The organism is Amycolatopsis sp. NPDC050768 (assembly GCF_040654155.1).
GTDB lineage: Bacteria > Actinomycetota > Actinomycetes > Mycobacteriales > Pseudonocardiaceae > Amycolatopsis.
In genome coordinates this window covers 1-23,217 of sequence record NZ_JBFAHL010000031.1, presented here as the reverse complement: position 1 = coordinate 23,217, position 23,217 = coordinate 1, and the positions used below count along the sequence as shown (strand labels likewise).

Below are 23,217 nucleotides of genomic sequence, written 5' to 3'. Positions count from 1 at the left end.
CTGTGATGACCAGTGTCGTCGACCGGCATCTCGAGTTCGTACGAGACGTCGTGCCGCGAACCCCGCAGGGTTGCGAGGAGTGCCTGGTCGCCGGCACGTCGTGGCTGCATTTGCGGCTGTGCCTGACGTGCGGGCACGTCGGCTGCTGCGACTCGTCGCCGATGAAGCACGCCAGTAGTCACGCCCACGCCATCGGACATCCGATCGTGCGCTCGTTCGAGCCCGGCGAGACCTGGCGCTGGTGCTACGTCGATCAGGCATTCGTATGACAGCCGCGACCCGGATCGAGGTCGGCGCGCCGCTTACCGAGACCCCGGATCCGTACGGAGCATTCCCCCGGCTCACGGACGAGCAGATCCGCACACTCGGCGCAGGTGGTGAACGTCGTCCGGTCCAGGCGGGCGAGGTGCTGTACGCGCAAGGGGAACAGACTTCCGAGTTCTTTGTGATCTTGAGCGGCAAGGTTGCCGTCGTGGAGGGAACCGGAGGCGACGCAAAGGTTGTGCGCGTGCACGGACACCACCGGTTCCTGGGCGAACTCGGCCTGCTCGAAGAGCAGCCCGCGTTCGTCGGCGCCGTTGCCGCCGAGTCCGGCGAGGTGCTCGCCATCCCGGTGAGCGCGTTGCGGCGCCTGGTGCTCGGCGATCCTGTGCTTGGCGACCTGATCCTGCGTGCCTACCTCGTGCGACGGGCACTCCTGATCGGGTCCGGCCACGGGATGCGGATCGTCGGCTCCTGCTATTCCCCCGATACCAGGCGGCTGCTGGAGTTCGTGGCGCGCAACCGGCTCCCGTACCGACTGGTCGACGTCGAGAAGGATCAGCAGGCCGAGGCGCTCCTGCAGCGCTTCGGCGTCGACGTCGAGGACACCCCGGTGGTCGTGCTGAACGGCACCGAAGTGCTGCGGAACCCGAGCACCGCCGAGGTGGCCAGGAGAGTCGGGCTGCGGCCACCGGAACCGGAATGCGGTGTACAGGACCTGCTCGTGGTCGGCGCCGGGCCCGGCGGTCTGGCCGCGGTGGTCTACGGCGCTTCCGACGGGTTGAGGCTTTCGGCGTTCGACGCCGTGGCCCCGGGCGGCCAGGCCGGGACGACCTCCCGCATCGAGAACTACTTGGGCTTCCCTCCGGGGATCTCCGGTGCGGAGCTGGCCGAGCGATCGGTGATCCAGGCGGCCAAGTTCGGTGTTCGCGTCGCGGTCTCAGCCGAGGCGCGCACCCTCGATCCACGCGGAGGCCACTACGCCGTCGGATTCGACGACGGCATCGAGATCGTCTCCCGCACCCTCGTGATCGCTACGGGTGCCCGGTACCGCAGGCTCTTCGTACCTGGCATCGAGAAGTTCGAAGCGACCAGCGTCTTCTACGCCGCGACTCTGCACGAAGCGCGTCGGTGCCGGGCCGCCCCCGTGGCAGTGGTCGGCGGCGGCAACTCGGCCGGTCAGGCGGCGGTATTCCTTGCGGAAGGCTCGCCGGTGGTCTACCTGGTGGTGCGCGGGGGCGATCTCGCTGTGAACATGTCCCGCTATCTCGTCGACCAGGTCGAACGGCATCCGCGGATCATCGTGCTCGACCACACCGAAGTCCGTGAGCTCGTCGGCGGCGACAGCATCGAATCCCTGGTCGTCGAGGACAACCGCACCCGCGAGCGCCGCTTCCTCGACGCGCGTGCGCTGTTCGTCTTCATCGGGGCTTCCCCGCACACCGCCTGGCTTTCCGGGATGGTCGCCCTCGACGAGGACGGCTTCGTGCTCACGGGGGCGGACGCCGAGGGGCACCGGGATGCCGACGTGTGGCGCGGAGTACAGCGCCCGCCACTGGTGCTCGAGACGAGCAGGCCAGGTGTGTTCGCTGTGGGGGACGTACGCCACGGCTCAGTCAAACGAGTGGCCTCGGCGATCGGGGAAGGCGCCATGGCCGTCCGGTTCGTACACGAACATCTCTCGATGGAGGCCTGATGCCGGTCATGGGCGCGGCAAGGTTCGAACGGTTCTTCCGGGTGGCCGCGAGCCTGAATGTCGACAAGAGCGATCTGAAACGGTACGACGAATTCTTGGACCGCAAGATCTACGACCTCTTCGTAGTCGCCAAGGCCACGGCCAAGGCCAACGGACGGGACGTCATCGAGCAAAGAGACCTGCCGATCACCAAGGGGCTGCAGGAGTGCATGCACGAGTTCCTCAAGATGGAAGAAGACCTGGAAGTGGTGCCGCTGCTCGATCAGCTCCTGACGCGTCCCCCGCTCGGGATCGCGATCTCCGAAGACACCGAGGCACGGCTCCCGGCCATCGCCGGCGGCCTCAGCGTGGCTCTCGCCCAGGCGTTCAAGATCACCGACCCACGCCTCAAGAACCCCGGCTCCGCGGAATGGGAACAGGTCTTCCGAATGTTCGAACTGCTCCTCTAGGCAGGCGCGCACGAGGTTCACCGGAAGGCATTCATCCGCCGGGAAAACGGCGGCCCGGGCGGCGTGGCGACGATACCGCAGGCAGCGAGTCCGGCCGTCCTTCGCGGACATGAACTTACCTCCGCCTGATCACGATCGTAGGAAGGCACGCCAGACACTGTCCCGATGTGCCAGCAGCGACTCCTCTTTTTGGTGCCACCAGGGTGAAGCCGTCGAGGCCGGTGATCAGCACGATCGCTGTATGGTCATTGGACTCTCACTCACCCTCGATCAGCCGGCGTACGTAGCCGCGTTCGCAGAGCTGCAACGCCTCACAAGGCAGGCACGCGGTGCACCGGCCGAGACCACCGGCAAAACGGAAGATCTCACGGTCACCTCAACATTGCGGGGCGAGCACTACACCGTCGTCACCGTCAGTGGATCGATCGACGCGCGGGCGCTGCGCCTCCTGGCCGCTCACTTCGCCGGGTTGCTCCACGCCGGCACGCGGCACCTGGTGGTCGATCTGTCCCAGGTCAAGCCGGTGGACGACGGCCTGTTCGAACTCGTGCACAAAGTAGAGGACAGGCTCACCGCCCTCAACGGCCTGTTCGAGCTGACCGGCCTCGCGCCGCCCGTGCTGTACGCGATGGACGACGCCCTGCTGGCCGAAGTCTTCTCCCAGTACCGCGCCGTCATCGACGACCCGAAACCGCGTGCCGTGCTGTGGTCGTCATTGCGTTGCCCCCAAGGCCTCGAGGACGTCGCGGAGCCCGGATCCGCAGCCCGGTATCGGACTTTCATCGATACAGCCGCCCACGGCTCAGGCGAGCGATGGGGAAGGCGCAGATGAAGGCCGTTACTGAACGGCCGAAACGACGTACGGACTTCGGATATTCGGAGCCTGCCTGGTCCTAGGATTGCTGTCCGCGATCGTCACCTACCTGACCCGGAGCCCCAACCTCATTCCCACTTTCGTGCTGCTCGGTAGCTCCTGGTGCTGGCAACCGTCGTGGCGTGGGCACGCCGACGTGCGCGTCACGAGCGTGCACCAGGTAGGCGCCGCCCTCGAATGGAGCTCGGTGTTCCCCTGCAGGGTGATCGCGTCGACCCGAATGTCCTGAACGTCCGCGAGAATGTGCTCGGCACGGACTGCTATCCGCCACCCTGGACCTGGTCCGCTCGGCGCGTACACGGTTGACCGAGCTGGGCTCGACCGTGCTGCACGACGCAGCTTCTCAGGTCGCGCCCCGCCGAGTCGGTCGGCTCGCTCAAGGTGTCGCCGACGTCCCTCCGCAGCATCAGCGGCTACCCGGCGTCGACTGGCCGCGCAAGCGCCGACGGTCACTGTCGGCGCGTACGCAGTGCGCGGCCGCAACCAGCCGACCGTGTCCACCCCTGTCACCGGGGGTCAAGGTCCGCGCCTCTCGACACGTGCGTCAGCTGGTGTTCACCGTCGAGACGTTCCGGGCCACGTAGACGAGTACGGCGACCGGTTCGCAACCCTGGGTGACTCCGAACCACGCTCCGGTCGACGTCGCCGGAACTCGGCGGTTGGGCCGGGATCCCCAGGGAACCCGGCGGGTGCCGATGAGCGAGGTGAACCGGATGAACGCACCACACCAGGTGGTCGTCGGGGTGCTGGCTGACGAGGGGCCGCCGGAGCAGGTGATCACGACGATCGCCGACGATCTGCCCGGGGTTTTCGCCGCGAGGGTGAGCGGGCGGACGCGGTGGCGAGTGGAGCATCGGGTGGAGCAGTTGCCGTTGGACGCAGACGGTGGCATTCCGATGCGCACGTTGTCGCAGCGGCAGCGGCAGGACCGGGGCTGGGACCTGGTGGTCCTGGTCACCGATTTGCTCCGGCGCGCGGGGACGAAACCTGTCGTCGCCGGTGTCGATGTCGAGCACGCTGTCGCGATGATCTCGTTTCCCGCGCTCGGTGCGGTGATGGTGCGTCACCGGGCACGGGCGTTGCTGATCCGCGTGGTGCGGCAGCTGGTGTCGCGGCGGCTCGGGATCGACGGGGACCGCGCCAGACGGGGGGCGGTGGCACGGGCGCGTGAGGCGCTGGCCCCGACGCAGCGGGTGTCGGGCGGACACCGGTCCGCCGAGACCCATCTCGCTCTGGTCGGGTTGCGTGGTCAAGTGCGGCTGCTGGCCGGGATGGTGCGGGACAACCGTCCGTGGCGGCTCGTCCCGCATCTGGCGGGCGCCACCGCGGCGGCCGGGACCGCCGCCTACGGCATCATCACCAGTTCGTTCTGGAAGCTCGCGGACGCGCTGTCCCCGCTGCGGCTCACAGCGATCACGGTGGTCACCGTCCTGGTCATGACGGTGTGGTTGGTGGTGTACAACCACATGTGGGACCGGCCTTCCGAGGCTGCCGAGCGACGGAAGGCCGTGATGTACAACGTTTCCACGGCGACCACGCTGGCGGTCGGGGTGGCGTGCATGTACGCGATCCTGTTCGTGCTCGCGCTGCTCGCGGCGGCCGTCCTGCTCGACAGCGGCTATCTCGCGCAGACCTTGGGGCACCCGGACGGTGTGGGTTCGTACTTGAACCTGGTGTGGCTGTGCAGTTCGGTCGGGATCGTCGCCGGTGCGCTCGGGTCCAGTCCGGAGGACAAGGAGACCGTCCGCAGCGCGACCTACAGCCCCGTGAGCGGGAACGCCAAGGACGAAACCGGCGCCGGCGGGAGGAGCGGACGTCCGTGGACACGAAATGCCGCACGCAGACCTCGCCGAACGACGAGTGAGCGACGGCGGAGTTCGCAGCCCGCCCAGCCGTGCCGCGACGACCGCTCCGATTCCGGCGCGCCACCCACGCGGAGATGGGCGATGAGGTGGTCGTGAGCCGCGACGAGGTCGGAACGGCCGCAGCGTCACGTAGTCCACAGTGTGCTGCTGGGCCTGGCGCAACAGCGTCGCAACCTGTGGCACGCGGGTATCGATCACCGGGCGGGCGCTGGTGCTCGTGTCGGCGAGCGCGGTCATCATGACGAGGACCTCGGCCGTGCCCGGTGCGACGGCGAGAACTGCGGTCGGCACCTTAATCTCGGTGGCCAGCGCGCGTAGCACGTCATCATCTGCTCTGGCGCCCTCACTAGATGTGCTGTTCGGGCACGTTGGTGATGTGGCGACACGGTTGTGATGATCTTGATATGGGTGAGGACCTCGGGTTTCGGTGTGGATCACCACAAACCTGCACCGACTCCCGGACGTCCTGGTCCAGGTCGAATCGTTGTGCCGCGTTCGACGCCGCGTAGTCGAGCTCGTCGTCGTGCCAGAGGTGACCATCCACTGTGCACTCTCCTTCGCCGTCGGGGTTGTGTCGCCCCAGACATGGCCGAGGACTCAGGATCTGATGCAAGAGAACACGGTGACGATGCCGATTGTCGCCGCTACCATCGGTGGCGCGAGCGGAAGTCGTCCGGCCCGCCGCGAGAGCTTGCGGCGAGCAAGCCCGGCGAGTCCGACCAGCGCTGCCAGTAGGTATGCGGCCACGATCGTCGTGGCCAACGTCGACCATCTCCGCCAGATCGCCAGCATGCCGGGGCCGGGGCCGGGAGCGAGCTTGACGTCGCCAGGGCCGGGTTGTCCGGTCGCCAGGAAGGTCGCGAGCAGCAGACCGCTCCACACGGCTGCTCCGGCGAGCACGCGCTGGAGTCTTGACGGATCATCGGAGCATGTCAGCGCTACGAGCATGCTGACGGCCAGCGGCATGCTCAACCGGTTCGGGATCCGGTGCTCCACGGCATCGACCGTGGCGGCCGGAATACGTAGGACGATCAACAGGACCGCCGGCACGAAGAGCACGGGAGGCCACAAAGAGCAGGCACCGCCGCCGCACACTGTCACTGCCGTGAGCACGACTTCATGCCGGCGTTGCAGCGCGGTGTGCGCCGTGCTCCGCGCGACCAGCACTCCGATCGGCGTGAGCGCGGCGCCCGTGAGCGCTCCCAGTGTCGCTGTCCAAAAGTTGCCCACGGTGATGACACGCGTCGGTGCCTGCGGGTTTGATGCTCAGTCGTGGTCGAGGTGCTCGAGGTCTTCGATCACGTCGGCCGGAAGGGTTGTGGTCCACGTGTCGAAGTCCTGTAGCGCCTGCAGCTGAGCTCCGGCCGCCGACCTGATGACTGCGCGTTCCCCGGTCGAGAGCGTGAACTCGAGTTCTTGCCCGCGCTGCTCGGCGGAGACGACGCCGAGCGCCCTGCGTCGGCCCACCAGTGGGTCGAAGGTGGGCAGGCCACTCGCCCGACCAGTTTCGGCGAAGCCGATGGGCGGATCCAGAAAAGGGACGCCTCCTCGCGGCGAGCGTGCCGGGCCAGAGCCGTCCGTACGACTTCCGCGTCGCCGTTGTAGACCAACAATTCGGCCCCGGATACGGGGGTACCGTCGTCCTCCCCTGCCAACAGGTCCGTCAACGCCTTCTGTCTTCCTCCGCAGCGCGGTGTTACGAAAGTCCGCCGCAGAGTTCACAAACGGCGGGCCTCCCTGTAACCCACGATCGCCGCTCTGGAGCGATTGTGATCTCAGATCACAGCGGGCTCGAAGCTTTCGAGCACGGCGGAGAGGGGTCCGGATTGACGACCGGTGGACGGCGCGCAGTCGACCGAGCAGGTGGCCGGCTCGGCGACCAGATCGCGATGACGAGCGTCGCGGACGAGGTGTACGGGCGCATCCGCGAGGCCATCCTCGACGGCACCTATCCCCCTGGCACCCGGCTCTCACTGCGCACTCTGGCCGACGAGCTCGGAGTGTCCACTATGCCCGCGCGCGAGTCACTCAAGCGGCTGGGTGTGGAGGGACTGGTGGTCTTCGGGCGCCGCAGCGTGACGGTGGCGAACCTGAGCACCGATGAGGTCCGGCAGATCTTCGAGATCCGCCAGCGGCTGGAAGGTCTCGCGACCCAATGGGCCGCGGAGCAGGCCACGGAGGAGGACCTACGGGACCTGCGTGCCATCCTCGACGAGATGGCTGACGCCAACTTGGACCCGGTGGTCTGGCGTGGCTTGAACCGCCGGTTCCACGACCGGCTCTACAGCTGTTCGGACAGCCCGCATCTGCTCGACCTGATCCGGAACATCTGGGACCGGGTCACTCCGTCGATGGCGATCTACGCGACCGCGGTCGAGGACTTCGCCGAGGCCCACCGCCAGCACCAGCAGATCCTGCACCTGTTCGCCACCAAGGACCTCCCGGCCCTGCTCGCGATGACCGCCGAGCACCTCGAACACACCGCCACCACCGTCGTGACAGCCCTCGCCAGCGCCGCCGGCACAGCTCTCGAAGGGGACCAGGCCATGACCTACGACGAACTCACCATCGAATCGTTCCACGCCGCGCTCGCCGCGGGGGCCACGACCAGCGCGGACCTGACCCGGTGGTACCTCGGCCGCATCGAGGCGATCGACCAGTCGCAGGACGGCCCGCGACTGGGCTCGTACGTGACGCTGAACCCCCACGCCGTGGCCGAAGCCGCCGCACTCGACGAGCGCTACGCCGCCACGGGCGAGCTCACCGGCCCACTGCACGGAGTGCCGGTCGTGCTCAAGGACCAAGCCGAAACCGCCGGGATCGCGACTTCCTTCGGGTCCGGATTGTTCGCCGACTACGTGCCCGAACAGGACGCGACGGTGGTCGCGCGCCTGAGGGCGGCCGGGGCGGTGATCCTGGGCAAGTCGACGATGTGCGACTTCGCGGCAGGCTGGTTCTCCTTCTCCTCTCGCAGCGGCTTCACGAAGAACCCCTACGACTTCGACCGCGAACCCGGCGGGTCGAGCGCCGGCACCGCCGCCGCCGTCGCAGCGAACCTCGCGCTGGTCGGGATCGGCGAGGACACAGGCGGGTCCATCCGGCTGCCCTCGTCGTTCACGAACCTGTTCGGCCTGCGCGTGACTACCGGCCTGATTCCGCGCACCGGGTTCTCGCCGCTGGTCCACTTCCAGGACACTCCGGGGCCGTTGGCGCGCACCGTGCCCGATCTCGCCGCCACACTCGACGTCGTCGTCGGTTACGACCCTGCCGACGCCTACACCTCCCTCGCCGCGAGCAGCCCGGAAGTCGGCCGCTACCAAGAAGCTCTCGACGACGTGACACCTGGGACACTCGCCGGCTTCAGCATCGGCGTCCTCGCCGATGCCTTCGGCACACAGCCGGAATCCGGGGAGACCAACGAGGTCGTCGCGACCGCGGTCAAACACCTCGCGGGCCTGGGCGTTCGCGTGGTCCACGACGTCGAGCTCGGGGACGGCGAGCTGGATCTGGCCGGCTGGGTGGCGGCCACGTCGCTGTACACCACCGTCTCGAAACACGACATCGACGCGTTCCTCGCCGCCCGGCCGCACGCGCCGGTGCATTCGGTCGAACAGGTCCACGCCAGCGGCGTCTTCCACGAGCTCACCGACCTGTTGCCCGACATCGCGGCCGGCCCGGCCGACCCGGCCGATGACCCGGCGTACTACGCCCGGCGGCTGCGTCAGGAAGAGCTTCGCCGACGGCTGGTCGACTTGATGGCTCGCTCGGGGACCGATTTCCTGGTCTACCCCACCGTCCAAGTGCCCCCACCCACCCGCGAGGCACTCGCTGCGAAGCGCTGGACCGCACTGGATTTCCCGACCAACACGGTACTCGCCTCCCAATCGTCGCTGCCTGCCATGAGCATTCCCTGCGGGTTCACCCCCGCCGGTCTCCCGGTCGGGCTGGAAGTGCTGGGCAAACCACTGGCCGAGCGGGCCCTGCTCCGGTTCGCCCGCGCTTGGGAACTCGCGACCAGCCCGCGCCGGCCGTCGCCCCTGCTGACCTCGGCACCGGCCTGAGCACCGGTGGACACGACGATGACACGATTCCTGGACCTCAATTGCGACCTCGGCGAGAGCTACGGGGTGTACAGCTACGGTGCCGACGCCGAGATGATGCCGCTGATCACCTCAGCCAACATCGCTTGTGGTGCCCACGCCGGCGACCCGGCCACCATGCGCCGCAGCGTCCGGGCCGCGCTGGACCACGACGTCGCGATGGGGGCACATGTCGGGCTGCCCGACCGGTGGGGGTTCGGGCGGCGCGAGATCCCGACCAGCGCCGGAGAGCTCTACGACCTGTGCCTGGCCCAGCTCGGAGCGCTCGACGCGTTCGTGCGCGCGGCCGGCGCGCGGTTGCGGCACCTGAAGCTGCACGGGTCGCTGTACGTGATGGCCAACCGCGACCCCGACCTTGCCGCGTCGACGTGCCAGGCGGTGCTCGACTTCGACAGCTCCCTGGCCGTGTACGCGCTGCCGGGCTCGGCGCTGGCCAAGGCCACGGGTGCCGCGGGCCTGCGACTCGTGGGCGAGTACTTCGCCGACCGCCCCTACGCGGGCACCGAAGTGCAGATGTACCGCCGATCCACTGAGGACCCCGGCACCCCGGAGCAGGCGGCCGCCCGGACCCTGGCCGCGCTGACCGGTCCCGAGTTCAGCGCGCTCGGCGGGATCGGCACCGTCTGTGTGCACAGCGACACCGTCGACGCGCCGCGCTACCTGCGCGTCCTTCGGCAACACCTGGCGACGGCCGGCTTCTCGCCGCGCGCGCCCGAGCAGACCCCGGCAGAACACGACACCGGGCTGAGGGCTCCGGCACTGCCGGCGTCCTGATCCACCAGAACCGCCACTCGGCTCCGCGGCACAACGACGTTTCGCGCCCCTCATCGCCGCGTGCGTCCACCGGTCCCCACCAGGAGTGAGGCTTTGCCATGACAACCAACGCCCCCAGCGCGTCCGAACACCACCTCGAATCGGAGTTCGAGCACGAACCCGTCCCCCGCACTCACCGGCGCAGCCTCGCCTCGGTGTCCGCGGTCTGGTTCGGGTTCCCGATGGTTCTGACCAACGCCGTCTTCGGCGGCACCATCGTCTACGGACTGGGTTTCTGGAAGGGCATGCTGGCGATCGTCGTCGGCAACCTCGTGCTGCTCGCTTACGTCGGCTGCCTGTCCTACATCGCGGGCAACTCGGGCAAGAACTTCGCCCTCACCGCCGCCGAGACCTTCGGCCGGACCGGCGCCAAGATCGCCGCGGGATTCCTCGCCACAGTGGTGATCGGCTGGTTCGCGTTCCAAACCGGACTCACCGGCGCAACACTCAACACCTCGCTGGGGTGGAACGAAACGGCGATGATCCTCCTGGCCGGGGTGCTCTACATCGCCATCACGTTCATCGGCATCCGCGCGCTGACCGTCATCGGGATCATCGCCGCGCCGCTCTTCGTCATCCTCGCCATCGTCGCGCTCGTGTTCGCCGCGAAGGACGGACATCTGGGCGAGTTCGCCTCGTACTCGGGTAGCAGCAGCAACGCCACCGTGCTCAGCGTCGGCGCGGCCATCACGATCGTCATCGCCGGCTTCGCCGACTCCGGCACCATGACGGCCGACTTCACCCGCTGGTCCCGTACCGGCAAGGAAGCCGTCGCAGCCGCGTTCACGGCGTTCCCGGTCGCGAACTTCATCGCGTTGCTCGTGGGCGGCCTGATCGTCGCGGCAGGCGCCGCCGCCAACCCGGCCACCGACGGCGGCGACTTCCTGCCCATTCTCACCTCGCACGGCCCACTGCTTTCGACCCTCGCGGTGATCTTCGTCTTCGTGAACCTCGGCTCCGTGTGCACGCACTGCCTCTACAACGGCGCTGTCGGCTGGAGTCAGCTGACCGGCTCCAAGATGCGCCTGCTCACCGTCATCCTCGGTGTCATCGGACTGGTCGCCGCGCTGGCGGGCGTGTGGAGCTACTTCTCGACCTGGCTCAACCTGCTGGGGATCTTCGTCCCGCCCATCGGCGCGGTCCTCATCTGCGACCAGCTCATCGCCCGCCGCCACCGGAACCGGGTGATCCGGTCGGTGCGCGCTGAACCGTTCATCGCCTGGGCGCTGGGCTCCGCCGGTGCCTTCGCGGTTCACGAATACGTCCCCGCCTGGTGCGAGGCCGGCGCCGGCATCGTCGTCACCGCGATCGCCTACGCGGTCATCGAAGCCCTGGCCCCGTCGGCGGCCCCGAGCACCGAACGCGCACCGGCCACCGAACCCGGCGTCTGAACGTCCCGAAAGAAGCCCACATGACTCTCGTTCCCCCTTCACCCGCGCACGCCACCGGCCGGAACGGAACCGAACTCACCGGGCTCCCGGCCACGGCCCTCGCCCGGCTGATCCGAGACCGCGAAGTGTCCGCGGCCGAAGTGACCGCAGCCGCCCTCGATCGGGTGCAGGCCCTCGACGACGACCTGCACGCGTTCGTCGAACTCACCGCGGCCGAGGCACGCACCCGGGCCGCCGAGATCGACGCCGCACTCGCTCGCGGCGACGAGGTCGGCGTGCTGGCCGGAGTGCCGGTGGCGGTCAAGGACCTGATCGCCACGCGAGGCATCACCACGCGATCGGGCTCACCCGCCTACGCCACCTTCGTCCCGGACGAGGACGACATCGTGGTCGAACGCCTGCGCGCGGCCGACGCCGTGATCCTCGGCAAGACGACCGTCCCCGAACTCGGCTTCAGCGCCGTCGCGCAGAACCCCGTGTCCCCCACCGCACGCAACCCGTGGGATCCCACCCGCACGCCCGGTGGCTCGTCGGCCGGATCCGGTGTCGCCGTCGCCACCGGCATGGCTCCGCTCGCGCTCGGCTCCGACGGCGGCGGTTCGGTCCGGATCCCGGCGTCGTTGTGCGGCATCTACGGGCTGAAAGCCTCCATGGGCCGCGTACCGCTCTACCCGGGATGCCGCGACGAGCGCTACCCCGGCATGTCCAGCTGGGAGACGCTGGAACACATCGGACCGATGACCCGCACCGTCGACGACGCCGCTTTGCTGATGTCGGTCATCGCCGGTCCGGATCCCCGCGACCGGCACTCGATCCCGACCGCGGACGTCGACTGGCTCGCGACCACGGTGAACCCGGACCTCACGGGTCTGCGCGTCGCCTACGCGCCCGACTTCGGCTACCTCCCCGTCGACCCCGAAGTCCGGCGCGTGGTCGACGCCGCTGCCCGGGTTTTCGCCGACCGGCTCGGGTGCGCGGTGGAAGAAGTCGATCCCGGCTTCACCGACCCGCAGGCGCACTTCTGGGCGATGGTGCTCAACGACACCGACCTCGACGGAATGCGCGCCATGGTCGCCGAACACGGTGCGCGGATGTCCCCGCACCTGGTCGAGCTCGTGGTGCGGCCCTGGACCGCGGAAGACTTCGCCCGCGCCCAGACGGCCCGCAAGCGGCTGGTCAACCAGATGTGGCGGTTCATGAGCGACTACGACCTCCTGCTGACTCCCACCCTCGCGGTGCCGGCGTTCCCCATCGGGTTCCAAGGGCCCGACCTGATCGACGGCCGGCTGACCAGCCCCGGGTCCTGGCTGGGATTCCTCAACCCGTTCAACATGACCGGGCAGCCGGCGGCTTCCATCCCGGCCGGATTCACCGAGCACGGCCTCCCGGTCGGGCTGCAGATCGTCGGCCGTCACCTGGCCGACACGAGCGTGCTCGCCGCCTCCGCCGCGTTCGAAGCCGCGGCACCGTGGGCGAGCTCGTGGCCGGCTTGCGTCGTGGCCACGTCGGAAACCGGGGAGGCGTGATGACCGGCCTGGACGGACTCAACCCTTCCCCGGGTGCCCTGGTTCTCGGCCTGGTCCAGGCGCGGGTGCCGGTCATCAGCGAACCCGCCGACCTGACCGCGACGGCGGAACGCTTGGCCGCGCAACTGCGGAAAGCCAAGAAGGCCATGCCGTCGCTGGATCTGCTCGTTTTCCCCGAGTACAGCCTCAACGGGCTCGACCCCGGCACCTGGCTGGACGATCGCCTGCTGTGTGATCTCGACGGCCCTGAGATCACACAGCAGGCCAAGGCCTGCGCCGAAGCCGGCGTGTGGGGCTGTTTCTCGCTGATGGAGCGAAACCCCGGCGGTGCCCCATGGAACAGCGGGATCATTGTCGACGCCTCCGGGGAGATCAAGCTCTACTACCGCAAGATGCACCCCTGGGTGCCCGCCGAACCCTGGCAGCCCGGCGATCTCGGCGTCCCCGTGTGCGACGGACCGGCAGGTTCGCGGCTGGCCCTGATCATCTGCCACGACGGGATGCTGCCCGAAATGGCCGCCCGCGAGGCCGCCTACCGATGATCGACGGGCGAGTGGGATCATCTTGAATGTCCGACCCGAAGGTCGCCGCGATGCCGGATTCTCAGTGGCATTCGCCGATCGGTGGCGGATCCGCCAACTTTGCGAGACTGGTGGCTGAACCAGGCGACACGGTGTTCATCACGGTGGCGAGCTCTGTGGCCGCGCCGGCCGGCCGGGAGATGTACAGCTGGGCGTACAGCCAGCCGTCGGTCTCCAGGCCCTCCGGGTCCATACCCGCGCTCGAGAGCGTGTCCAGGATCTGGGTCTGCTCCTCCGCCGAGGCGAACCTCCGCTGCCGGAACACACCGTCGACGCCGACGCTCTGGTAGCCCAGCTCGGCCAGACTTGCCGCGACCGGGTCGTAGGAGAACATCCGCAGCACAAAATGCGCCATCCACGGCCGCGACCCGTGCGCGACCCGGGCGATGGTCTTGTCCGTGACGTACCCGACGCAGCCGGTCGAGATGACGAGGTCGACCCCGGCCAACAGGTCCTGTTGCTCCGGCGTCGGATCGTCCTGCTCAAGATCCGCATGGATCGCGGCGTCGATGAACCCGGCCGACTGCGCATAGGCCAGCGCCGGACCCGAGTTGTCGAGACCGATGAAACGGATGTGTTCGGTACCCGCATGCGAGCGGACCCAGCCACGGTCGGCCGCGAGCAATGCTTCGTGGTCGAGGGCGAGCACATCCGGGCCCGTGTAGTAGTCGTAGAGCTGGTCCATCGTCACGTCGCACCGTTGCAAGACCGCGTTGACACCATACGAGCAGCCGACGTCGAGCACGGTCGGTTCCGCGACGCCGCGTTCGGCGCGGTATTCCTCGATCAGCTTGCTGAAGTAGGGCTTGGCCAGTTGTGGAATGAGGTAGCCGACCCGGCCCAGCGTGCCGAAGTAGGCACGCGGATCGGGCTCGGCGTAGATGTGGTCGAAGGAGATCTTGCCGGTCGAGTCGAGAGGCACCCCTGTCTCCTTACTAGTCGTACTGCCCTGAGAGGTTAGGAACGCAGCCACCGGTTGGTAGGCCCGCAAGTGCGGTGTGGCCGCGGTGGTGGTTGTAGGTGTGTAACCAGTGTGTCAGTGCGGCGCGGCTTTCGGCCTCGGACCGGTAGGGCAGCGTGTCGCACCAGAGGCGTGAGCGGTAGCAGGATCCGTTGTCGGTCAATACCCGCAGGACGGTGATCCAGGCACCGGCGAGAAACTCCTGCGCTCGGCCCCAGAACGCGGCGGCGTTTCCTGGGTCTCGTCGGGCAGGATCTCGGTGGGGGCCAGGCGGGAGTGGTCGTCAACGGCGTTGTGCAGACAGCCGTAACCGGTTGGCCCGGGCGCCGACCTTGCACGACACTAGTTGATCTGGAGCAAACCTGGAGCAGGACCGTGATTTCAACGACGACTCGGAGCAAGGCACGCGACGCGTCCGATCTCGTTGGGCGCCCACGACCCAACGCCTTCGGGAAGAGAGTTAGAACCCTCAAAATAAGCTTGTGGCCTGGCGCTCTACCGAGCGCCAGGCCACAAAGCAGGTTCCCAGGCCACGCGCTCGGAACCGGTCGCTGGTCACTGAGTGGCGATATCAGCATTGAACCGTACGCAGTTGCAGTGGGCTGGACCAGCCATGAGGACCAGACTGTTCGCATAGGACAACGTCCGGTCCTTTGTTTAAAAGCGACGATCTGATGGCGCGAATCATGTCTGAGACCAGCACAGGCGCTTGCGGGAGAACGCGCTGCGCATATGAGACCAGCTCGTACCCTTCAGGCAAAACATGCCAGCCTGCCGCTACCCGGCCCCAAGGGTTTCACCGGCCGGCTGCCCTGCGGCCGGCGGTCCGGAAGGCGACGGTGGGTCGCCCGCCGGGGCCTGGACGTAGGTCGGCGAGACTGCGTCGGAGTTGAAGTAGGGGTTGGTGGTCTCGGAGACCCAGCCGTCGGTGTTGTAGATCGTGTCGGTGATGTCCCGGCCGTTGTCCGGCGTCTGGTTCTGGACCTCCCTCGATCGCAGCATCGCGTCGTAGAGAGTCTCCGAAAGCCGGTAGGTGCCGTTGAAGTTCAGCGTGTAGGTGTCCACAACGGACGGGGCGCTGTTCGAGATGGAGTAGGTGTACTTCAACGACGGCGCCGAGATTCCCGGCTTCAAGACCGAGGTGAGCCGCCCGAGCGCGTCGAACTGTTCCTTGGTCACGAACCCGCCGGCGTCCGTCGATGACGTGGACAGGTCCCGCACCGGGTCGTTCACCGTCGTGGCGGTGAACGACAACCGGCGCTTCACCTTGTACGCTTTCTCGCCCGCCTTCTCGAACTGCCTGAACAAGCCTTCCACCGTCTTGTGGTCCTTCTTCAACAGCACGATCGCGTTCGTGGACGGCGGCCCCGGCGCCGTCGCTCGGCGTCACGAGCCGGCAGGCAGCCGAGCGACGCTACCTGCGGCTGCGGCCCTCCTCCACCGGCGAGGCCACAGGCGAGGGCTGCGTCGACGCCCAGCGCGACCGCCGAGCCGGCGACCGCACGGTGTCGGAATGGGCGCGGCGCAACGCCGCGGTTCTGCGTCAGCTCGCCGCACACATCACCGGGGCCGAAGGCATGTCCGCCCCGGGCCGGCGAGTCGCTGCGGGTGTCGCGCGAGCCCTGGCCGCAAACGACGCGGCGGCACTGCTCGAACCGCTCGCCGCGACCCGGCGCCACCTCGTGGCCGACCACGTCGAGCTCGCCGGCCAGGTCGGTGACATCGGCGCGGAAAGCGGCCGCGTGCGCGACGAGGCGATCTCCGACCGCCGACGCCGGACGAACAGCTGGCCGACCCTCACAGTCGGATCTGGCGAACGGTGGCCGCAACCGAAGGAACGAGAAGCCGAGACTGCGGGGTTGAAAAACCGGGATGACGGGTAGCCGCCGACCGTGACCGACTCCACCATCGCCGTCCTCGACATCGACGGGACGCTCGTCGACTCCAACTACCAGCACGCGCTCGCCTGGTACCGGGCACTGCGGTCGGTGGGCGAGACCTACCCGGTGTGGCGGCTGCACCGGCTGATAGGCATGGGCGGGGACAAGCAGCCCACGGCTCTCGGAGGCGAGGACCTCGAGCACCGCGTGGGCGACCAGCTCCGAGAGCAGCAGGGCAAGGAGGCCGACGCCCTGCTCGAGGAGATGGCGCCGCTGCCCGGTGCCCACGGCCTGCTCGTGGCGATCAGGAAACGCGGGCACCGGCTGGTGCTGGCCAGCTCCGGTCAGCAGCGCCACGTGGACGTCTACCTGGACAAGCTGCACGCCCGCGACATCGCCGAAGACTGGACCGCCAGCGCCGACGTCGAGGCCTCCAAACCGGCGCCGGACCTGCTGCAGGTGGCGCTGAAAAGCTGGGCGCGCCGCCCGACGCGCCCAGCGTCATTGTGGGCGACTCGGTGTGGGACGTCGAGGCGGCGAAAACGCGGGGATGCCGGCGATCGTCGTGCGCCCCGGCGGCTTCGGGGACGACGAGCTGAGGGAAGCCGGCACCGTCGCCATCTACGACACCCCTGGCGACCTCCTGGACGCACTCGACGACACCCACTCGCCTGACCCCGGCCGTCGCCCGGACCGTCGGCCGGATTCGCCGCACGGCCAAAGGCGTCCGCCCCGGGAGGCCGCGAAGGTAGCCAGGCGACACAGCACGCCGATCGGCGAGCCACCTCTGGCGATGACCTGGCTCGGATTGTCGCCGCAGCGCGCCGATTGGACCCGACCCCAGCCGGGTAGCCGCCCCTGCAACGCCGCATTGCGGGGAAGAAGGACTCGATGGAACCCGAGCTGCCCTTGGCCGACGAGCTCGCCGCCGTGTTCGCCCGACTGTCCGGCCTGCTGCTCACCGCCGAAACGGTGCAGTCGCTGCTGAAGCTGATCACCGCGACCGCGAGGGAGGTGTTCCCCTCGGCGCTCGGGTCGGCGGTGACAGCCGCCGGCGGCCAGGGCGCGCCGGTGACCTGGGCGGCCACCGGCGAAGAGGTCGAACGAGCGGACCGGCTGCAGTACGAGCTCCGGGCCGGGCCGTGTCTGACGGCGTGGCAGGAGAGTTCGGTGATCGACGTCGGCGACCTGCACGACGACGACCGCTGGCCGGAGTGGGCGGCGTCGGCCGCGCGACTCGGCCTGCGATCCGTGCTGAGCGCTCCGATGGTCACGGGCTGCCGCAGCCTCGGCGCCGTGAAGGCGTACGCCGACCGGCCGCACGCGTTCGACGAGCGGGACCGGACGCTGCTCACGATGTTCGCGTCACAGGCCGCGGTGCTGGTGGCGAATGTGAGGTCTGCCGAAGCCGCCGCACGACTCAGCACCGAGCTGCGATCGGCGCTGCGTGCCCGGGACATCGTCAGCATGGCCAAGGGAGTCGTGATGGGCCGCGACCACGTCTCCGAGGAGATGGCGTTTCTCGTGCTGGCGGACGAGGCCTCGCGAGCCCGCAAACCGTTGCGGGAAAACGCCGAGGCAATGCTGCGCGCAACCGTTCGGCCACGCCGATGAGCGTGGCCGACGGCGCGCAGCGTCGCGAGATCGTCCTCGCCCGCCGGCACGCCGACCTGACGCCGGAACAGCTCTGGACGCGGTACTTCGCTCTCGGCGGCAGCCGCGACCTGGTGGAGGTCGAGGCGTACCTCGACGGTCTCGTCGGACTGCCACGACACCAATGCGACCTGCTGGCCCACGCGGTCAACGAGTGCCTCGACGAGATCGCCTGGACCCGCCGCGCCCCCTACAGCCGCGCGCTCCGCCCCCGCAGGCCGCACGACGACTCGCTGGCCGCCCTCGTGCACCTGCTCGAAGGCGCGGAGCTGGCGCCGCCCGAACGGCTCCCCCGCCTCATCGAGGCCGCGGGCAGGCTGATCGGGATCGGACTCAGCGCCTACCTCGCCGACTACGCCCAGCAGTTCCTGCACCCGGTATCCGCCGCCGCGGATCCCGGGCCACCGTTGCCGATCGACAGCACGCTGGCCGGGCGAGCCTTCCGCAGCCTCGAGATGCTGCCCGCGGATTCGGCCGGCCGGCCGTGCCTGTGGGTGCCGCTCGTCGACGGCGCCGAGCGGATCGGCGTCCTGCGAGCCGACGTGGCCGACGACGACACGCTCGAGGACCCTGGCCTGCGTGCTCAATGCCGGTGGACCGCCCTGCTCGTCGGGCACCTCGTCGTGCTGATGACGCAGTACGGCGACGGCCTCGACGCCGTGCGTCGCCGCAGGGACCGCACGATCCCCGGCGAGCTGATCTGGTCCCTGCTCCCGCCCCTGACCGCCGGTGTCGACGGTTTCGTCGTCACCGGCGTGCTCGAACCACGGCACGCCGTCGCCGGGGACGCCTTCGACTACTCGCTCTCGGACACCACCGCCGTGCTGTTCATCGTCGACGCCGTCGGGCACGACCTGCGCAGCGGCCACATCGCCGCCATCGCACTGGCCACCCACCGCAGCGCCCGCCGCGCCGGCTACGGGCTCTTCGAACAGGCCCGGCAGATCGACGAGACGATCGGCGCGGCGTTCGGCAACGCCTCCTTCGCCACGGCCGTGCTCGCCGAGATCGACCTCGCGACCGGGCGGATGCGATACATCAACGCCGGCCACCCTGAGCCCCTGCTGATGCGCGGCGGCAAAGTCGTGAAACAGCTGACCGACGGGAGGCGGGCCGCGCTGGGGCTGGGCTCCGGCGAGCTGGTGGTCGGTGAGGAACGACTGCAGCCCGACGACTGGCTGGTCCTCTACACCGACGGCATCACCGAGGCCCGCAACAGCGAAGGCGAGTTCTTCGGAGAGGCGCGACTGGCCGACTTCCTGCGCCGCGAGGCGTCAACCGGGTACCCGCCACCGGAGACCGTGCGGCGGCTGATCCAGGCCGTGCTCGCCCACCACGACGGCTCTTTGCAGGACGACGCCACCGTCCTGCTCGCGCGGTGGACCAACCCTCACGACATCGATCCGAAAAGGTGACGCTCCTTCCGGGCGAAGGGCGGACGCGGTTACGAGTTCAGCAACCGCACGGTGAGCGGCCGCGTGACCGGCTGCGCCGGCGTCCGCACGATCACGGTCTTCGTCGCCGGGTCCCAGGTCCACGTGTTCTCCGGGCTGCGGTGACCGTTGATGAGCACCGCCGACGGTGCCTTGGCGTCGGTGAACCGCACGGTCCAGGTGCGCTGCGTCGGCCGCCCGCGGTACGACCCGTGTGGGGCGTCGATCGCGAGTGTCGCCGAGTGGGCGTCCTCGGTGTAGGTCATGCCGGTGGTGGCGCCCTTCGCCGAGGCCGACTGCCCGTCGTCCTCGTAGAGGGTGAACGCGCCCCGGTGGCCGCCGGCCACGGTGACCGTCGCGGCGGTCAGCGGGTGGCCCGCGTCGCCGGGGACGTCGCCGCTGCGGGTGACCATGATGCCGCCCGAGCGCAGGAACACCGGCATCGTGTCCCAGCCCGTGGTGATCTGCGCCGTGGTCCCGCCGTGGTAGGTCTTGCCCGTGAAGTAGTCCGTCCAGTCGCTGCCGGGCGGGAACCACATACTTGTGGTGGCGGTGGTACCCGGGCTCGCCGCGGGAGCCACCAGCACGTCCGGCCCGTACCGGAGCCGCGCGAATTGGGCACCGGCCACGCTGCGGCGGCTGCCGATCACCGTGCCACCGGTGCGTCCGGGAACCCTCGCCTCCTACCTGGATCGGCTCGCCGCGTCACCTGGCGCGAACCGGGCCGAGGGCAGTCAGACTGCGCCGGCCCCGCGGCACGCAAGGCTTCACCAGTCACTGAGGGCTGCCTCCGACACCTACTCGCGACCCGACCGATCGAAGCAGTTGAACATCTCGCTTCGGAAGCAGTCGCCTCACCGCGCCTGTGCATATGAGTCTCTAAAACGATCGTCCGCGAGACACAGGCGGCTGATCAGCGTTTCCGCAGGTCCGATCTGTAATGCCTGCCGTGTCCGCGCCAATGTCGCGTTATCGGGGGTTTTGCATGGTCTGGTCCATGCGGCTCGGCTACGGACGGCGTCCACCAGCGATCCCCACTCCGAGGCGCGCCCCGGCACCACGCGGCGACCACGCGGCGACCGCGCTGAGGCGGGCCTTGCGCGTGTCCGCTGACGCCCCGGCCGTCTCCTGCATGGTCTCCCAGGTCCGCAGTGCCTCGCGGGTCATGTTGGTGAGAGGGCTTTGAGTTCGGTAAACCGGAGTCTCGGGTCGCAGATCATGTGGCAGCTCCGAGGCCTCAAGTCAGGCACATTCGTGATATCAGTGATGATCTGGTGAGAGGACTTCGGATGTTCCAACGTTTCCGCGCGGAGTACGCCCCGCTCCGGGACGCGGTTCCGGCTGGCTCGACGTGGCAGCACGAACGGCTCGTCGGCGTCGAGGGCTACCTCGACTTCGCTTCGGAGTTCGCCGGAGCGACCTTCGGAGGCGGCCTGTACCGGGTCCACGACCACACGTCTGGCGCGCAGGCGTTGACGCTGATCGCGGAGGCGTTCTCCGAGTATGCGACTCGCGTCTGCCCGTTCGGCTACGACTGGCTCGGGCGGCAGTTCGCCGTCGACTCCGGCCGCACTGTGGATGGGCAGCCGCAGGTCCTCCTACTCGAGCCGGGAACGGGCGAGGCTCTGGAGATCCCGCTGCCGTTCGCGGCATTCCACGACGAAGAACTTGTCGAGTACGCAGACGCCGCATTAGCGACAGGATTCTTCGACTCGTGGTCAGCCGTCACCAGCGACTCTGTGCCGCTGCGCCGCGACCAGTGCGTGGGCTACCGAGTCCCGATGTTCCTCGGCGGCCAGGACATGATCGAGAACCTTGAGGTCAGCGACCTGGAGGTCTACTGGTCGATCTGTGGCCAGCTGCGACGTGGCGCGCTGAGTCTGCCGCCGGGGACCGCGATCAACGAGGTCACGAACCGTTAGCCCAGCGTTGTCGAGGGCTGCTCGGAGTGCCCGGCCAGCCCGTGTGGGAGCCCGACGTGGCTACAGAGGCACGTATTCGCGGATCTTGCCGCGGAGGTGGGGGCGGTGGTCGCCGAGCGCGATGCGCAGTGTCGGGAGCCGTTTGGCGATCTGCAGCTCGGTCAGCGGCTTGGTGACCGGCACGTCGGCGTAGCCGCGGTCGTCGGTGTCCCACTTCGACAGGTCCGCCTCGACGCCGCGGATGCGGGCGACGACGCCGTCGACGACGTAGACGACCGCCTTGAGCCGTGGCCAACGGGCCGGGGCGATCGGGAACCACTTGCGGTCGGCCTCCAGCTGCACCTTCTCGCTGGCGCCGGTTTCGCCGTAGCGGCGGCTGGTGTCGGCGTCGATCTTGCGGGTGCGGGTATTGCGGTAGACGACCAGCGCGCAGTCGCCGCCGTCGTGGTAGGCGTGCAGCTGCCGGTAGAGGGTGGTGCGCCCGACGCGGAAGGTCTCGGCGATCTCGGCGACGGTGTGCTCCCCCGCGTCATACATCCGCTGCGCCTGATCCAGCTGCCGCTGCGTCAGCGCCGGGGGCCGGCCACCGACGCGGCCACGAGCCCGGGCCCGGGCGGCGGCCAGACCGTCCATCGTGCCCTCGACGATCATCTCCCGGTCGTACTCGGGGTTCCCGGACATCTCGCGGAATATCCAACGGAATAGCCACTGACCAGCGCTGACGACACCCCGAGAGCTGATGTCGAGTGCCGCCCGAGATGATCTCGATCGTCGAGTTGGTGCACGGGTTGGCGGTGTCTGGTGGCGACGCAGTTCTTCTCCGCGAGCGAGATCGGTGAGCTGGAGTCCTGGCCGGCCGAGGTCGGCCGAGATGAACTGGTGCAGTTCTTCCAGCTGGCTGTGGAGGACGTCGAGTCGATGCTGCCGTCCGAGGACGGCGATGGGCCTGCACTTGCGATGAATGGCGGAGGCGGAAACTAGCTGGCGGTCGGTGCCGCGCCTTGAACGATGTCTCCATTGAGTCCATCCGGGTAGAAGCCGCCGGAGGAGACCCCTTGCGGGTCAAGGTAAACGATGTTGAGGATCTCCGCGGCGCTCCTGCCGAATGCGCGACCGTACTCATCGGTGGGAACCAGGTTGGCCTCGTCCTTGGTGCCGAGATCCTGATCGTCATCGGCGGGGCCGCTGACCGCGTTGCGAACCGCGGAGATCTTGTGCAGGACATCGAACACCGAGTCATCCGCGAGCCCTTCAGCGAAGAGCGTGGCCCGCACGATCCCGGCGTGGTAGGCCTCGGTCGCCAGCAGGCCTGCTGCTGCATCCAGGTAAGTCTTGTTGGAGATGAACGGTGCCGCGCCTTTGAAGGCTGTGACTCCGACGTCTTCGAAGAGGAAGGCGGCGAAGAGGAAGTTGCGGTCGCCGGCATAGGCGTCGAAGATCTCGCCGGGCTTGATCAATCCGGCCGCAGTCGCGGCTGCGGTAAAGCTGTGGTCAAGGGAGATCTGCGGGCGCGCGACGGCCGCGTCGCCGAGTGCGTTGCGGAGGAACGCGACGTGGGCTCGTTCGTCCATGGCGATCTCGCGGGCGATGTTCTTGACCACAGCACTACGGAACTCGACCTGACGTCCACCGGAGACCTGACCGGGCTTCCCCGTCCCGCCCACCATGTCATCCGGCAGTCCCTGACCAGTTGCGCCACGAACGTAGAATTCGGCCTCTAGTGTTGCGTGTCGTTGATTGATTTACGTCTGTGGTGTTGAGAGAATCACAGTCATGTACGTGGCCTCGGCGTTGGAGTTGCGTGATGGTGAT

General features: G+C 68.5%; 23 protein-coding genes and 1 pseudogene. 16 read left to right on the top strand and 8 right to left on the bottom strand.

Annotation, left to right across the window (positions count from 1 at the left end; all coding sequences use genetic code 11):
- The first annotated feature begins 5 nt into the window (after positions 1–5).
- From AB0H62_RS48195 to AB0H62_RS48175, 5 genes are all read left to right on the top strand, one after another.
- Positions 6–269, top strand: a complete 264-nt coding sequence (locus AB0H62_RS48195; RefSeq protein ID WP_220240102.1) for a UBP-type zinc finger domain-containing protein — start codon at positions 6–8, stop codon at positions 267–269.
- Positions 266–1,957, top strand: a complete 1,692-nt coding sequence (locus AB0H62_RS48190; RefSeq protein ID WP_220240101.1) for an FAD-dependent oxidoreductase — start codon at positions 266–268, stop codon at positions 1,955–1,957. Before AB0H62_RS48195 ends, AB0H62_RS48190 begins: the two co-directional genes overlap by 4 nt.
- Complete coding sequence (locus AB0H62_RS48185; RefSeq protein ID WP_220240100.1) at positions 1,957–2,406, top strand: DUF1931 family protein; 450 nt, start codon at positions 1,957–1,959, stop codon at positions 2,404–2,406. The genes AB0H62_RS48190 and AB0H62_RS48185 overlap by 1 nt, the downstream gene beginning before the upstream one ends.
- Before the next feature lie 241 nt (positions 2,407–2,647).
- Positions 2,648–3,238 carry an STAS domain-containing protein gene (locus AB0H62_RS48180; protein ID WP_220247660.1) on the top strand — a complete coding sequence of 197 codons (591 nt, stop codon included), beginning with the start codon at positions 2,648–2,650 and terminating at the stop codon, positions 3,236–3,238.
- Between the two features lie 755 nt (positions 3,239–3,993).
- Positions 3,994–5,241 carry a hypothetical protein gene (locus AB0H62_RS48175; protein WP_255637938.1) on the top strand — a complete coding sequence of 416 codons (1,248 nt, stop codon included), beginning with the start codon at positions 3,994–3,996 and terminating at the stop codon, positions 5,239–5,241.
- 501 nt (positions 5,242–5,742) lie between these two features.
- On the opposite strand, the gene AB0H62_RS48170 is transcribed toward AB0H62_RS48175, so the two are convergent.
- Both AB0H62_RS48170 and AB0H62_RS48165 read right to left on the bottom strand, forming a co-directional pair.
- Entirely contained in the window at positions 5,743–6,312 is a 570-nt protein-coding gene (locus AB0H62_RS48170; RefSeq protein ID WP_360592676.1) for an A24 family peptidase, read from the bottom strand.
- A gap of 99 nt (positions 6,313–6,411) precedes the next feature.
- The gene (locus AB0H62_RS48165; protein ID WP_220240098.1) at positions 6,412–6,612 is read right to left on the bottom strand and encodes a hypothetical protein; all 201 of its coding nucleotides are present in this window, start codon (positions 6,610–6,612) and stop codon (positions 6,412–6,414) included.
- Positions 6,613–7,034: 422 nt separating this feature from the next.
- Between AB0H62_RS48165 and AB0H62_RS48160 the strand changes: the two genes are divergently transcribed.
- The 5 genes from AB0H62_RS48160 to AB0H62_RS48140 all read left to right on the top strand — a co-directional run bounded on the left by AB0H62_RS48160 (position 7,035) and on the right by AB0H62_RS48140 (position 13,517).
- Positions 7,035–9,206 carry an amidase family protein gene (locus AB0H62_RS48160; protein WP_220240097.1) on the top strand — a complete coding sequence of 724 codons (2,172 nt, stop codon included), beginning with the start codon at positions 7,035–7,037 and terminating at the stop codon, positions 9,204–9,206.
- A gap of 18 nt (positions 9,207–9,224) precedes the next feature.
- Positions 9,225–10,019 (top strand): 5-oxoprolinase subunit PxpA, encoded by a 795-nt coding sequence (locus tag AB0H62_RS48155; RefSeq protein WP_220240096.1) that lies wholly within the window; start codon positions 9,225–9,227, stop codon positions 10,017–10,019.
- A gap of 98 nt (positions 10,020–10,117) precedes the next feature.
- On the top strand, positions 10,118–11,449 hold the full coding sequence (locus AB0H62_RS48150) for a cytosine permease (protein ID WP_220240095.1): 1,332 nt from the start codon (positions 10,118–10,120) through the stop codon (positions 11,447–11,449).
- 20 nt (positions 11,450–11,469) lie between these two features.
- Positions 11,470–12,975 carry an amidase family protein gene (locus tag AB0H62_RS48145; protein ID WP_220240094.1) on the top strand — a complete coding sequence of 502 codons (1,506 nt, stop codon included), beginning with the start codon at positions 11,470–11,472 and terminating at the stop codon, positions 12,973–12,975.
- Complete coding sequence (locus AB0H62_RS48140) at positions 12,975–13,517, top strand: nitrilase-related carbon-nitrogen hydrolase (protein ID WP_220240093.1); 543 nt, start codon at positions 12,975–12,977, stop codon at positions 13,515–13,517. The genes AB0H62_RS48145 and AB0H62_RS48140 overlap by 1 nt, the downstream gene beginning before the upstream one ends.
- A 61-nt stretch (positions 13,518–13,578) precedes the next feature.
- Here AB0H62_RS48140 and AB0H62_RS48135 read toward each other — a convergent pair whose 3' ends face one another.
- The 3 genes and pseudogenes from AB0H62_RS48135 to AB0H62_RS48125 form a co-directional block, all read right to left on the bottom strand.
- Positions 13,579–14,478, bottom strand: coding sequence for a class I SAM-dependent methyltransferase (locus tag AB0H62_RS48135; protein WP_360592675.1), 900 nt, complete (start codon positions 14,476–14,478; stop codon positions 13,579–13,581).
- Positions 14,479–14,491: 13 nt separating this feature from the next.
- Positions 14,492–14,829, bottom strand: a pseudogene (locus tag AB0H62_RS48130) (DDE-type integrase/transposase/recombinase); the annotation flags it as partial.
- 465 nt (positions 14,830–15,294) lie between these two features.
- Entirely contained in the window at positions 15,295–15,861 is a 567-nt protein-coding gene (locus AB0H62_RS48125) for a hypothetical protein (RefSeq protein ID WP_255637936.1), read from the bottom strand.
- 161 nt (positions 15,862–16,022) lie between these two features.
- On the opposite strand from AB0H62_RS48125, the gene AB0H62_RS48120 reads away from it, so the two are divergent.
- From AB0H62_RS48120 to AB0H62_RS48105, 4 genes are all read left to right on the top strand, one after another.
- On the top strand, positions 16,023–16,400 hold the full coding sequence (locus AB0H62_RS48120) for a hypothetical protein (protein WP_220240092.1): 378 nt from the start codon (positions 16,023–16,025) through the stop codon (positions 16,398–16,400).
- Between the two features lie 9 nt (positions 16,401–16,409).
- Positions 16,410–17,072: an HAD family phosphatase gene (locus AB0H62_RS48115; RefSeq protein ID WP_360592674.1), complete on the top strand. Its 663-nt coding sequence runs from the start codon at positions 16,410–16,412 to the stop codon at positions 17,070–17,072.
- Positions 17,073–17,288: 216 nt separating this feature from the next.
- Positions 17,289–18,011: a GAF and ANTAR domain-containing protein gene (locus AB0H62_RS48110; protein ID WP_360592673.1), complete on the top strand. Its 723-nt coding sequence runs from the start codon at positions 17,289–17,291 to the stop codon at positions 18,009–18,011.
- The gene (locus AB0H62_RS48105; RefSeq protein ID WP_360592672.1) at positions 18,008–19,465 is read left to right on the top strand and encodes a PP2C family protein-serine/threonine phosphatase; all 1,458 of its coding nucleotides are present in this window, start codon (positions 18,008–18,010) and stop codon (positions 19,463–19,465) included. Before AB0H62_RS48110 ends, AB0H62_RS48105 begins: the two co-directional genes overlap by 4 nt.
- 29 nt (positions 19,466–19,494) lie before the next feature.
- Here the strand turns inward: AB0H62_RS48105 and AB0H62_RS48100 are convergent, their stop codons facing one another.
- The gene (locus AB0H62_RS48100) at positions 19,495–20,133 is read right to left on the bottom strand and encodes a DUF5110 domain-containing protein (protein ID WP_360592671.1); all 639 of its coding nucleotides are present in this window, start codon (positions 20,131–20,133) and stop codon (positions 19,495–19,497) included.
- Positions 20,134–20,772: 639 nt separating this feature from the next.
- Here AB0H62_RS48100 and AB0H62_RS48095 point away from each other — a divergent pair.
- A complete protein-coding gene (locus AB0H62_RS48095) occupies positions 20,773–21,405 on the top strand; it encodes a T6SS immunity protein Tdi1 domain-containing protein (protein ID WP_360592670.1) in 633 nt (210 codons plus the stop codon).
- A gap of 60 nt (positions 21,406–21,465) precedes the next feature.
- Here AB0H62_RS48095 and AB0H62_RS48090 read toward each other — a convergent pair whose 3' ends face one another.
- On the bottom strand, positions 21,466–22,086 hold the full coding sequence (locus AB0H62_RS48090; RefSeq protein WP_360592669.1) for a helix-turn-helix domain-containing protein: 621 nt from the start codon (positions 22,084–22,086) through the stop codon (positions 21,466–21,468).
- Positions 22,087–22,206: 120 nt separating this feature from the next.
- Here AB0H62_RS48090 and AB0H62_RS48085 point away from each other — a divergent pair, with 120 nt between their 5' ends.
- A complete protein-coding gene (locus tag AB0H62_RS48085; protein ID WP_220240085.1) occupies positions 22,207–22,386 on the top strand; it encodes a hypothetical protein in 180 nt (59 codons plus the stop codon).
- On the opposite strand, the gene AB0H62_RS48080 is transcribed toward AB0H62_RS48085, so the two are convergent.
- Positions 22,383–23,147 (bottom strand): ferritin-like domain-containing protein, encoded by a 765-nt coding sequence (locus AB0H62_RS48080; RefSeq protein WP_360592709.1) that lies wholly within the window; start codon positions 23,145–23,147, stop codon positions 22,383–22,385. The two genes, AB0H62_RS48085 and AB0H62_RS48080, sit on opposite strands and share 4 nt — an antisense overlap.
- Positions 23,148–23,217 lie beyond the last annotated feature (70 nt).